At 40.9% G+C, this 12,281-nt stretch carries 9 protein-coding genes; all 9 read right to left on the bottom strand.

The genetic code is table 11. The annotated features are described in order from the left end of the window. Positions 1 to 28 precede the first annotated feature (28 nt). Positions 29 to 1,876 carry a diguanylate cyclase gene (locus ACHUE3_RS05135; RefSeq protein WP_394190833.1) on the bottom strand — a complete coding sequence of 616 codons (1,848 nt, stop codon included), beginning with the start codon at positions 1,874 to 1,876 and terminating at the stop codon, positions 29 to 31. 136 nt (positions 1,877 to 2,012) lie between these two features. Further along, complete coding sequence (gene sucD / locus ACHUE3_RS05130; protein ID WP_394190831.1) at positions 2,013 to 2,885, bottom strand: succinate--CoA ligase subunit alpha; 873 nt, start codon at positions 2,883 to 2,885, stop codon at positions 2,013 to 2,015. Beyond that, positions 2,885 to 4,051, bottom strand: a complete 1,167-nt coding sequence (gene sucC / locus ACHUE3_RS05125) for an ADP-forming succinate--CoA ligase subunit beta (protein WP_087534151.1) — start codon at positions 4,049 to 4,051, stop codon at positions 2,885 to 2,887. Before sucC ends, sucD begins: the two co-directional genes overlap by 1 nt. Before the next feature lie 177 nt (positions 4,052 to 4,228). Beyond that, positions 4,229 to 5,743, bottom strand: coding sequence for a 2-oxoglutarate dehydrogenase complex dihydrolipoyllysine-residue succinyltransferase (gene odhB, locus ACHUE3_RS05120; RefSeq protein WP_394190828.1), 1,515 nt, complete (start codon positions 5,741 to 5,743; stop codon positions 4,229 to 4,231). Positions 5,744 to 5,746: 3 nt separating this feature from the next. Then, positions 5,747 to 8,566 (bottom strand): 2-oxoglutarate dehydrogenase E1 component, encoded by a 2,820-nt coding sequence (sucA, locus tag ACHUE3_RS05115; RefSeq protein WP_394190826.1) that lies wholly within the window; start codon positions 8,564 to 8,566, stop codon positions 5,747 to 5,749. Positions 8,567 to 8,654: 88 nt separating this feature from the next. After that, the gene (locus ACHUE3_RS05110) at positions 8,655 to 9,371 is read right to left on the bottom strand and encodes a succinate dehydrogenase iron-sulfur subunit (protein WP_394190824.1); all 717 of its coding nucleotides are present in this window, start codon (positions 9,369 to 9,371) and stop codon (positions 8,655 to 8,657) included. Between the two features lie 10 nt (positions 9,372 to 9,381). Continuing rightward, entirely contained in the window at positions 9,382 to 11,154 is a 1,773-nt protein-coding gene (gene sdhA / locus ACHUE3_RS05105; protein WP_394190822.1) for a succinate dehydrogenase flavoprotein subunit, read from the bottom strand. Further along, the gene (sdhD, locus tag ACHUE3_RS05100) at positions 11,155 to 11,502 is read right to left on the bottom strand and encodes a succinate dehydrogenase, hydrophobic membrane anchor protein (protein WP_394190820.1); all 348 of its coding nucleotides are present in this window, start codon (positions 11,500 to 11,502) and stop codon (positions 11,155 to 11,157) included. It abuts the gene before it with no gap. After that, positions 11,493 to 11,870, bottom strand: a complete 378-nt coding sequence (sdhC, locus tag ACHUE3_RS05095; protein WP_087534157.1) for a succinate dehydrogenase, cytochrome b556 subunit — start codon at positions 11,868 to 11,870, stop codon at positions 11,493 to 11,495. The genes sdhD and sdhC overlap by 10 nt, the downstream gene beginning before the upstream one ends. Positions 11,871 to 12,281: the final 411 nt, after the last annotated feature.

Here is a 12,281-nt window from a genome sequence, read left to right as displayed (position 1 = left end):
GCATATGCGGCTTTTTTTTTGGTAAATCTTAACTACAAACTTTATCTCTACCTGTATTTTTCGCCTCGTAAAGCTTTTCATCAGCTTGTTTTAAAATAGCGTTCAACTTTATTCCTTTGATGTATTGTGAAACACCTGCACTACTGGTTATAGAGATTGTTTCCTCAGTGTAGCTCGTAGATCTGATAACATCGCATAATCCAGTTATAAACTCGTTTGCTTTGGTAATGTCATAGCCTGGCATTACCACTAGAAACTCTTCTCCACCAAAGCGTGCAAACTTACAGTCAGTGTTATTAAGATATTCTTTAAGTGTTTGGGTAAAGCCAATCAATGCTTGATCGCCTATGTCATGGCCATATTTGTCATTTACATGCTTAAAGTGGTCAATATCTAGAATAGCTAGTGCAAATAACTTCTCCCTTTCAAGTAGTTTCTTCAAGACAAAATCAAGAATATACCTACGGTTTGGGGAACCGGTCAGTACATCAGTATTAGCGCGGTACTGACTTTTGCGAAATGCTTTATGTTGGTTAAAGGTAAAAATCGAAATACAAACAAATGCCAAAAAACCGATAATCAAATACGCAGTTTGCAATTGCGCATCTTTTTCTAACCGCTCGAGTTCTATTTGCTGATTTTTAAGCTTCTCTTCTGCAAGTTGTAGTTTAATTTCTTGCTGGGTGGATTCAAATTTTGAACGTGCTTCTTGCTCAAGTTTTTGTTGCGTGCTGAGCTTTGCCTCTTCGACTAAATCAATAAAAAGCCAAAGAGACTCATTAGCTGCTACAAAGTCTTTTTTTAGCTCTTGGCTTTTAGCCTTTAATAACAACGTATTTCTCTTATATCTGTTATTCAATGGGCGTTGGTATTGATTTAATAGTTCTTCAGAGCGAGCTAAGTACTCTAGTGCTTGAGCTGGCTGATTTAGTGCTATAAATGATTTAGCAAAGTTATTATATAAAGCAACAACATGAGCTGGATTAATAGCTAAATCAGGTAGATAACTTTTAGCCAAATATAATAGTTTAAGCGCTGTTGAATAATCTTGCTGTTTAATTGCAACAGATGCTTTTCCAGCTGGACCCCAAAACAAATAACGAGGAACTTTTACAGTAACTGATAAATCTATCATTTGTTCATAGCATGTATTGGCTAAATCGAGTTGCTGTGCCCTTTCATAGGTTGAACACAGAACTGAAATAATGGGTAATCCATTTACAACATCACCATTATTAACGACATTGTCTTTCGCAAGCTCTGCAAATTTAATTGCCTGGTCAAAAATTGACATTGATGCGTAATAGGCTGCAAAGCCTGTATATACATAATTCATGGTTGAATTAGGTATTTGCGAAGTTTTAGAAACTAAATATGCAGCTTCTAACAACTCAATAGATAATTCATAATCTTCTCGCCAAAGAAGTAATATTGCTTTACTTGTTCTGGCCCTGATCTGCATTTTCACATCGTTAGCTCTAACAAATAATGCAATAGCTTGATCTATTTGTTTTAACGCTTGTGGCAGTTTGCCCTCTTCTAACGATAAACTACTGCGGTATAACATCCAATAACCACGTAACCATGAATCACTCTCTGGTAGCTTTGGAAAAACTGAGTCAAATGTCAATTTAGCAAGAGTTACGTCACCATGAAATGAATATAAGCGTGCTAATAAAACTTTATTAAATAAATTATTATTTGTTGCGGGGTTATCAACTGACTGATCTGAGGACAAGATAGAGATATATTTTATTGGTTCAACAAGTGCCTGTTGTTCAACACGTAACAATTCTTCGTAATGGTTTGTTGTTCCATAGGTATACAGAGGGTTAAACCAACATACACATACTACTAAGAATTTGATTAACCGCATTATAATGAACTTTAACTAATTATGACCAAAGCTATTATAACGACAGTAAAATATTTTACTAATGAATACCTAAATTATTTAGGAAAACAAAAAAGGCTCACTTTAAAAGTGAGCCTTTTTTAAGAATAACGAGCTATTACCAGCCAGTTTTTTCTTTAAGTGCTTTGCCAATATCAGCAAGTGAACGTACAGTTTGTACGCCAGCAGCTTCTAATGCAGCAAATTTTTCATCAGCAGTACCTTTACCGCCAGCGATGATTGCGCCAGCGTGACCCATACGCTTACCTTCTGGTGCAGTAACACCAGCAATGTAAGAAACAACAGGCTTAGTAACGTTTGCTTTGATGTACTCTGCAGCTTCTTCTTCTGCAGTACCACCGATTTCACCAATCATTACGATTGCTTCAGTTTGTGGATCTTTTTCGAACATTTCTAAAACGTCGATAAAGTTAGTACCAGGAATTGGGTCGCCACCAATACCAACACACGTAGACTGACCAAAACCAGCATCAGTAGTTTGCTTAACTGCTTCGTACGTTAAAGTACCAGAGCGAGAAACAATACCTACTTTACCAGGTTTGTGGATATGACCAGGCATGATACCAATCTTAGTTTCGCCCGGAGTGATAACACCTGGACAGTTAGGACCGATCATACGAACACCAGTGTTATCAAGCTTAACTTTAACGTCAACCATGTCTAGTGTAGGAATACCTTCAGTGATACAAACAATTAGCTCGATGCCAGCATCGATAGCTTCTAGGATTGCATCTTTACAGAAAGGTGCTGGTACGTAGATTACTGAAGCTGTCGCGCCAGTTTCTTGTACTGCATCACGTACTGTGTTGAATACTGGAAGACCAAGGTGCGTTTGACCGCCTTTACCTGGGCTAACACCACCAACCATTTGTGTACCATACTCAAGCGCTTGCTCTGAGTGGAAAGTACCTTGGCCACCAGTGAAACCTTGACAGATAACTTTTGTATCTTTATTGATTAATACAGACATTATTTGCCCTCCGCAGCAGCTACAACTTTCTCAGCAGCATCTGTTAGTGATTCAGCAGCGATGATATCTAGGCCTGAGTTCTTAAGAACGTCACGACCAAGTTCAGCGTTAGTACCTTCTAAACGTACAACAACAGGAACATTAACGCCTACTTCTTTAACTGCGCCAATGATACCTTCAGCAATCATGTCACAACGTACGATACCACCAAAGATGTTAACTAAAACAGCTTTAACATTATCGTCAGAAAGAATGATTTTGAATGCTTCAGAAACACGTTCTTTAGTCGCGCCGCCACCAACATCTAGGAAGTTAGCTGGCTTGCCGCCGTGTAGGTTTACGATGTCCATAGTACCCATCGCAAGGCCCGCACCGTTAACCATACAACCTACGTTACCGTCTAGCGCTACGTAGTTAAGCTCAAAGCTTGCTGCGTGTGCTTCACGTGCATCTTCTTGAGATGGATCGTGGAACTCACGGATTTTTGGTTGACGGTAAAGTGCATTACCATCGATACCGATTTTACCGTCAAGACAGTGAAGGTTACCTTCGTCTGTGATTACTAACGGGTTGATTTCTAAAAGTGCGAAATCGAAATCGTTGAACATGTTGCCAAGACCCATAAAGATCTTAACGAACTGCTTCATTTGTGTTGGGTTAAGACCCAATTTGAAACCTAGTTCACGTGCTTGGTAAGCTTGAGGACCTACTAATGGATCGATCTCAGCTTTGTGGATAAGCTCTGGTGTTTCTTCTGCAACAGTTTCAATTTCAACACCGCCTTCTGTAGACGCCATGAAAACAACTTTGCGAGAAGCACGGTCAACTACTGCACCTAAGTACAATTCGTTGGCGATATCTGTGCAGCTTTCTACTAAAATTTTAGCAACAGGCTGACCATTCTCGTCTGTTTGGTAAGTAACTAAGTTTTTACCTAACCAGTTTGCAGCAAATTCTTTTACTTCGTCGATAGTTTTAACTAGCTTTACACCGCCAGCTTTACCACGTCCACCTGCGTGAACCTGAGTTTTAACAACCCACATATCGCCGCCAATTTTTTCAGCAGCTGCTGCAGCTTCTTCAGGTGTATCGCAAGCGAAACCTTGAGAAACTGGTAAACCATATTCGGCAAAAAGTTGTTTTGCCTGATACTCATGCAAATTCATGATGCTTTATCCAATTTTTTATACTAAAAGAGCTGAATATTTATGCAAATAAACAGCTATCCCAAATTGCGCACTTAGTATAGATCCCAAGGCTTAACATGAAAACCCCAGTTAGACCAAAGGCGCAAAAAAAAAGCTGTGAATGTTCATTCACAGCTTACATTTCATACAACTAGATTAAACATCTAGCAATAAGCGAGTTGGATCTTCAAGTAACTCTTTAATTGTTACTAAGAAGCCAACAGATTCTTTACCATCGATTTGACGGTGATCATACGATAACGCCAAATACATCATAGGAAGAATTTCAACTTTACCATTTACAGCCATTGGACGGTCTTGGATTTTGTGCATACCCAAAATAGACGACTGAGGTAAGTTGATGATAGGTGTAGATAGTAATGAACCAAACACACCACCGTTAGTAATTGTGAAGTTACCGCCAGTCATATCGTCAAGCGAAAGCTTACCGTCACGACCTTTAAGTGCAAGTTCACGAATACCTTTTTCGATTTCAGCTACAGAAAGCTTATCGCAATCTTTAAGTACTGGAGTTACTAAGCCACGCGGCGTAGAAACAGCAATGCTGATATCAAAATAATTGTGGTATACGATATCATCGCCATCAATTGATGCATTTACTTCAGGGAAACGTTTAAGTGCTTCAGTTACCGCTTTCACATAGAAAGACATGAAACCTAAACGGATGCCGTGGCGCTTTTCGAATACTTCTTGGTACTGCTTACGAAGGTCCATAATTGGCTTCATGTTTACTTCGTTAAACGTAGTTAACATTGCAGTAGAGTTTTTCGCTTCAAGAAGACGATTAGCAATCGTTTTACGTAAACGTGTCATTGGCACGCGTTTTTGTGAACGGTCACCCATTGGAGCAGCAGGTGCAGATGCTTCTGCTTTTTTAGCCGCTGGTGCAGGTGCTTTTAAGAAGGTATCAACATCTTCTTTAGTTACACGACCATTTTTACCAGTACCTTTGATTTTAGAAGCGTCTAAGCCTTTCTCAGCAATTAAACGACGAACAGATGGCGTTAGTACATCTGAGCTGTCGCTAGAATCTGCAGCAGGTGCAGACTCTTCTTTTGCTGCAGGAGCTGCTGGTGCACCGCCTGCCTTCACTTTACCAATTACTTGTTCGCCAAGTACTGTATCGCCTTCCGCATGGATGATATCACCCATTACACCGTCTTCTTGAGCAACAACTTCAAGAACAACTTTGTCAGTTTCAATGTCAACTAAGTTTTGGTCGCGAGAAACCGCGTCACCTGGTTGAACGTGCCAAGTAGCTACTGTTGCGTCTGCAACTGATTCTGGAAGTACAGGTACTTTAATGTCCACTTCTTTACCTTCTGATGCTGGAGCTGATTGCGCCGCAGGCGCGTCTTCTGATTTTGCTGGCGCAGAGTCTTCTTTAGACTCCTCAGTTGGCGCAGCACTGTCAGCGTCGCCAATTAAACCGATTACTTGGTCACCAAGAACCGTTGCACCTTCTTCTTGTGAAATTTCAGTGATTACACCATCATTTTGTGCAACCACTTCTAAAACCACTTTATCTGTTTCAATATCTACTAAGTTTTGGTCACGGCTTACTTTGTCGCCAACACTTACGTGCCATGTAGCAACGGAAGCATCAGCAACCGACTCAGGAAGAACAGGAACTTTGATTTCTGTGCTCATTGCTTATCCTTTATTTTCTATTGTAAGCGCATCTGCAACGAGCGCTTGTTGTTCTTTAGTATGCACTGACATATAACCACATGCCGGTGAAGCTGATGCCTTACGGCCTGCGTATTTGAGCTTAGCACCTTGTGGAATTGCATCGACAAAGTGGTGCTGTGAACAATACCATGCGCCTTGGTTTTGCGGCTCTTCTTGACACCAAACAAAATCTTTAACATGTTGATAGCGAGACATAATTGTCTCCATTTCATCATGCGGGAACGGATATAACTGCTCAACACGTACAATAGCTACGTTGTCTAATTCTAGCTTACGGCGTTCTTGCAGAAGTTCGTAGTATACTTTACCGCTACAAAACACAACACGTTCAACTTTATCAGCATTAATATCATCGATTTCATCAATCATATTATGGAAAACACCTTCCGATAACTCTTCTAATGAAGAAGTCGCTAATGGATGGCGTAATAAAGACTTAGGCGTCATTACAATCAATGGACGACGAAGTGGACGCACTGATTGACGGCGAAGCATAGCGTATACTTGCGCGGGTGTAGATGGTACACACACTTGCATGTTGTGATCAGCACACAGTTGTAAGAAACGCTCAAGACGTGCTGAACTATGCTCTGGACCTTGGCCTTCATAACCATGAGGCAACAAAATAGTTAGACCACACAAGCGGCCCCACTTTTGCTCACCTGAACTTAAGAATTGGTCAAATACAACTTGAGCACCATTAGCGAAATCACCAAACTGTGCTTCCCAAAGTACTAATGACGTTGGCTCTGCCGTTGCATAGCCGTATTCAAATGCAAGTACTGCCTCTTCTGATAGCACCGAGTCAAATACTTCAAACGTACCTTGATCTTCGCTGATATGCTGAAGTGGTAAGTAAGTAGAACCGTCGGCTTGGTTATGCACAACCGCATGGCGGTGGAAGAAAGTACCACGGCCTGAATCTTGGCCAGTTAGGCGTATATCAGTGCCTTCATTTGCAATTGTTGCATAAGCTAGCGTTTCAGCCATACCCCAATCAAGTGGCTTTTCACCAGCGGCCATCAACTTACGATCGTCGTAAATCTTTTTAACACGTGACTGCGCTTTATGACCATCAGGGTAATTAGCTACAATGTTACCTAACTCTTTTAACTTTTCTACAGAAATAGATGCATCGTATTCAACATTCCAGTCATGACCTACATATTTGGCCCAATCAGATGAATGTGATGTCTCAGGCTGTACTTCTTCAACAACACAGTTACCATCATCTAAACCGTTTCTGTAACTATCAGCTAACGCTTTAACGTCAGATTCAGACAATGTGCCTTCTGATATTAGTTGATCAGCATAAATCAAACGTGGAACTGGGTGTTTTTTAATTTTTTGATACATAATTGGCTGAGTTGCATTAGGCTCATCAGCTTCGTTATGACCATGGCGACGGTAGCAGACCAAATCGATAACTACATCACGTTTAAATTTATTTCTGAAATCGAGCGCTATTTGCGTAACAAACGCAACCGCTTCTGGATCATCAGAATTAACGTGGAAAATAGGTGACTGCACCATTTTTGCAATGTCTGTACAGTAATCTGTTGAACGCACATCGTCTTGTTTGCTTGTTGTAAAACCAACTTGGTTATTTACAACAATACGGATGCTACCACCACAACTAAACGCATTAGTCTGTGACAGGTTAAACGTTTCTTGAACTACGCCCTGTCCGGCAATAGCAGAATCGCCATGTATAGTGATCGGAAGTGCTTTTGAACCCGTAGAATCATTTAAGCGGTCTAAACGAGCACGTACAGATCCCATTACAACTGGGTTTACAATTTCAAGGTGAGATGGGTTGAATGCAAGTGCCATATGTACTTTGCCACCAGAGGTCGCAAAATCTGACGAGTAACCCATGTGATATTTAACATCACCTGAACTGTTTGTGTCTTTATGCTTGCCAGCAAATTCATCGAATAACTCAGATGGATTTTTACCAAGCACATTAACTAAAACATTTAAACGCCCGCGGTGGGCCATGCCGATTACAGCTTCTTTTTGGCCACTTTCGCCAGCGCGGTGGATAAGCTCTTTAAGCATTGGAACTAACGCATCACCACCTTCAAGTGAGAAACGTTTTGCGCCTGGAAACTTAGCACCTAAGTATTTCTCAAGACCATCAGCTGCCGTTAACCCTTTAAGGATACGTAGCTTTTCATCTTTACTGAAATTTGGGCGTGATTGCACTGATTCTAAACGTTGTTGTAACCAACGTTTTTCTTCAGTAGATGTGATATGCATATATTCAGCACCCACTGAACCACAATATGTGGTCTTAAGAGCCTGATATAGTTCACCTAAAGGCATGGTATCGCGGCCAACGGCAAACGATCCCACATTAAATTCACGGTCAAAATCAGCTTGAGATAAGTCGTGGTATTCTAACTCTAAATCGCGAACGCGTTCGCGAGTCCATATATCTAATGGATCTAAATTAGCATTTTGGTGACCACGGAAACGGAAAGCATTTATAAGCTGGAGAACTTTGACCTGTTTAAGGTCACTGCTTCCACCCTCTGCTACCACTACTTCTCTATGCTTGTTTTTAGCAAGCGCCGCAAATTGTGAACGAACTTCTGAATGTTTTATATCAACATCCACACCATCTACTTTTGGTAATTGTTCGAACACTTCTCGCCATTCTTCTGGCACAGAAGTCGCATCGTCTAAATACGCTTCATAAAGCTCTTCAATATAAGCAACGTTACCGCCGTTTAAATGTGAAGATTCTAGCCATGCCTTCATCACACCTTCGTGCATTTATAAGCCCTTTTCTTTAGCGCAGAAATTAATTGTTATATAACAAGGTGGCTAACATTTAGTAGCCACCTTACTTTTTACAACACAATTAAACCGAGCGGTTTAATAACATTGATTTGATTTGTCCAATTGCTTTAGTCGGGTTAAGACCTTTAGGACAAACGCTAACACAGTTCATGATACTGTGACAACGGAACACGCTGAACGCATCGTCTAAGTCAGCTAAACGTTCTTCTGTTGCTGTATCTCGGCTATCAGCCAAGAAACGGTAAGCATGAAGAAGACCAGCTGGACCTATGAACTTGTCTGGATTCCACCAGAACGAAGGACACGATGTTGAACAACATGCACACAAAATACATTCATAAAGACCATCTAATTTATCACGCTCTTCAATTGACTGAAGACGCTCACCCGCCGCTGGCGTGTCGTTAATTAGATATGGTTTTACTTTCTCGTATTGAGTGTAGAACTGACTCATGTCAATAACAAGGTCACGTACCACTGGTAAGCCAGGTAATGGACGAACAACGATTTTACCTCTGCCATTTTTTTGTAGCGTAGATAAAGGTGTTATACATGCCAAACCATTTTTACCATTCATGTTGACACCGTCAGAACCACACACACCTTCACGGCATGAGCGACGGAAAGATAATGTTGGATCTTGCTCTTTTAAAAGTAAAAGTGCATCCAATACCATCATGTCGTGGCCTTCTTCCGTTTGCAAAGTGTACTCTTGCATACGTGGGGCGTTATCAACATCTGGATTGTAACGATATACAGAAAATTGTACTTGTGCCATCGTCTCGCTCCTAGTATGTACGTGCTTTAGGTGGAAATGCTTCACGCATCTTAGGCGCATAGTTTACATCACGCTTGCTCATTTCATCCGTAGTTGGATTGAAGATTGAGTGACATAGCCAGTTCGTATCATCACGATCCGGGAAGTCAAAGCGAGAGTGTGCACCACGGCTTTCAGTACGGAAGTTTGCAGCTACTGCAGTTGAGTATGCTGTTTCCATTAAGTTATCTAGCTCTAGACATTCGATACGTGCAGTATTGAAATCTGATGACTTGTCATCAAGACGTGCATGCTGCAAACGCTCACGAATTTCTTTAAGCTCTTGAAGACCTGATGCCATTGAATCACCTTCACGGAAAACCGAGAAATTCAATTGCATACATTGCTGTAGGTCTTTCTTAATTTGTACTGGGTCTTCACCTTGACCAACTGTTGAGTTTTCCCAACGATTAAAGCGTGCAAGTGACGCTTCTAAGTCTGAATCAGAAGCATTCTTAGATACTTCAACATCATTTAGGTAAGTACCAAGGAAGTTACCTGCAGCACGACCAAATACAACTAAATCAAGTAGTGAGTTACCACCTAAGCGGTTTGCTCCGTGTACAGATACACAAGCAATCTCACCCACTGCAAATAAACCTTCAACTACTTTAGCGTTACCAGTGGCATCGATTTGTAATGCTTGTCCATTAACATTAGTTGGCACGCCACCCATCATATAGTGACATGTTGGAATTACTGGAATTGGTTCTTTAGCTGGGTCAACATGTGCAAATGTTTTAGCCAAGTCACAAACGCCTGGAAGACGTAAATTAAGCGTTTCTTCACCTAAATGGTCAAGTTTCAGCTTAATGTGTGGACCCCAAGGACCATCACAACCACGACCTTCACGAATCTCTGTCATCATTGAACGGGCAACAACATCACGTGACGCTAAATCTTTAGCATTTGGTGCATAACGTTCCATGAAACGTTCGCCATCTTTATTTAAAAGATAACCACCTTCACCACGACAACCTTCAGTTACTAGCGTACCCGCACCAGCAATACCGGTTGGGTGGAACTGCCACATTTCCATGTCTTGCATAGAAATACCAGCACGTGTTGCCATACCAACACCGTCACCGGTGTTAATGTGAGCATTAGTAGTAGAAGCAAAGATACGCCCCGCACCACCTGTTGCTAGTACCACAGCTTTTGATTTGAAATAAACAACTTCGCCTGTTTCAATATCAATAGCAGTACAACCAACAACATTACCGTCGTCATTTTTTACTAAATCTAACGCATACCACTCAGAGAATACGTTAGTTTTGTTTTTAACATTTTGCTGGTAAAGAAGGTGTAACAATGCATGACCTGTACGGTCAGCTGCTGCTGCAGTACGCGCAGCTTGTTCACCACCAAAATTTTTCGATTGACCACCAAAAGGACGTTGGTAAACACGGCCATTTTCAAAACGAGAAAATGGTAAACCCATATTTTCAAGTTCAGTAATTGCTTCTGGGCCTGTATTACACATGTATTCGATAGCGTCTTGGTCGCCGATAAAATCGGAACCCTTGACCGTATCGTACATATGCCATTCCCAGTTATCTTCATGTGAGTTACCCAGTGCAACCGTGATACCACCCTGTGCTGACACAGTATGAGAACGGGTTGGGAACACTTTTGAGATAAGCGCACAGGTTTTACCTGATTCAGTGATTGCAAGAGCAGCACGCATACCTGCGCCACCTGCCCCGATCACTACGGCATCAAATTCACGAACAGAATATTTCACTTAAACACCCCACAAAACGATTAGACCAATAGCTACGTATGCCGCTGCCATAAGGTTTAATACAAACCCTAAAACTGCACGCAACTTTGCGCATTTAACATAGTCTGTTAGTACTTGCCAAAGGCCAATACGGGTGTGAACCATAATGCAAACAAGGGTAATTAACGTAGCCCCTTTCATTGCTAGGTTTGAAAACAGGCCTTGCCATGCTTCGTAAGTGACTTCAGGCGTCGCTAAGAAATAGCCAATAATAAAAATCGCATATGCGGTAATTACTAGTGCCGTGGTACGTAATGATACAAAATCTTGTACACCATCACGTTTAAGAGTTGCTTGATTTAAAACCATATCCACACCCCTGCTAATACAGAAGCTACAACGCCAAGTGCCATTGCAATTTTAGCGCTGAAGTTACCTGATTCAAGTTCTTCCCAATGTCCCATATCCATAATGATATGACGAATACCACCAATAAGGTGATACGCCAATACAGAAATGGTGCCCCAAGCTATAAATTTGGCAATGAATCCGCTAAACAGACCCTTGACGAATTCAAAACCTTCAGCAGAAGAAAGAGACTCAGACCAAGCCCAAATGACAAACGTTAAAGCAAAAAATAATGCAACACCGGTGACGCGGTGAAAGATTGATGCTTTAGCCGTTGCCGGCATAGATATAGTTGTTAGATCTAGATTTACAGGTCTTTGCTTTTTCACAGTTACTTGCCCATCTTGCCCACATAGGGGCTCATCTACTTGTTTTTCTAAACCCACCAAAAAAGAAATTTTTTTGATGGAACTATCTAAGTAAACTTATTGATTACGAATAAAGTTCACATTTATGCAAAAATTAGATGTAAAAATAATATTTACCTACAGACAATACGGTATAAAACCTTCAATAGTATATATAGCCAAAGGTCTTTTTACAATTCTTGTTTAGTTAGAGACGTTTGCGAATTAGCCAATGGTATAATATTTAATCCTGACAGAATATTTATTATACATTTGTGCATAATGTTTATAAAAATTGACTTTAACCCCCTCTTTCACGTTAAAATGGAAAGGATGTGCTTAAACAGATTCAGAACATAACAATCAGAGTTGTTATCTTAATAGGAGATAAAT

The organism is Pseudoalteromonas atlantica, assembly GCF_043641955.1.
Taxonomy (GTDB): domain Bacteria; phylum Pseudomonadota; class Gammaproteobacteria; order Enterobacterales; family Alteromonadaceae; genus Pseudoalteromonas; species Pseudoalteromonas atlantica_A.
The sequence above is the reverse complement of the archived record's forward strand: the minus strand, read 5'-3'. Positions and strand labels throughout refer to the sequence as shown.

Bases quoted from the DNA above. Each gene is read 5' to 3' on its own strand.
- sucA (WP_394190826.1), bottom strand. From the start codon at position 8,566: ATGCACGAAGGTGTGATGAAGGCATGGCTAGAATCTTCACATTTAAAC.
- sucC (WP_087534151.1), bottom strand. From the start codon at position 4,051: ATGAATTTGCATGAGTATCAGGCAAAACAACTTTTTGCCGAATATGGT.
- ACHUE3_RS05135 (WP_394190833.1), bottom strand. From the start codon at position 1,876: ATGCGGTTAATCAAATTCTTAGTAGTATGTGTATGTTGGTTTAACCCT.
- sucD (WP_394190831.1), bottom strand. From the start codon at position 2,885: ATGTCTGTATTAATCAATAAAGATACAAAAGTTATCTGTCAAGGTTTC.
- ACHUE3_RS05110 (WP_394190824.1), bottom strand. From the start codon at position 9,371: ATGGCACAAGTACAATTTTCTGTATATCGTTACAATCCAGATGTTGAT.
- odhB (WP_394190828.1), bottom strand. From the start codon at position 5,743: ATGAGCACAGAAATCAAAGTTCCTGTTCTTCCTGAGTCGGTTGCTGAT.
- sdhD (WP_394190820.1), bottom strand. From the start codon at position 11,502: ATGGTTTTAAATCAAGCAACTCTTAAACGTGATGGTGTACAAGATTTT.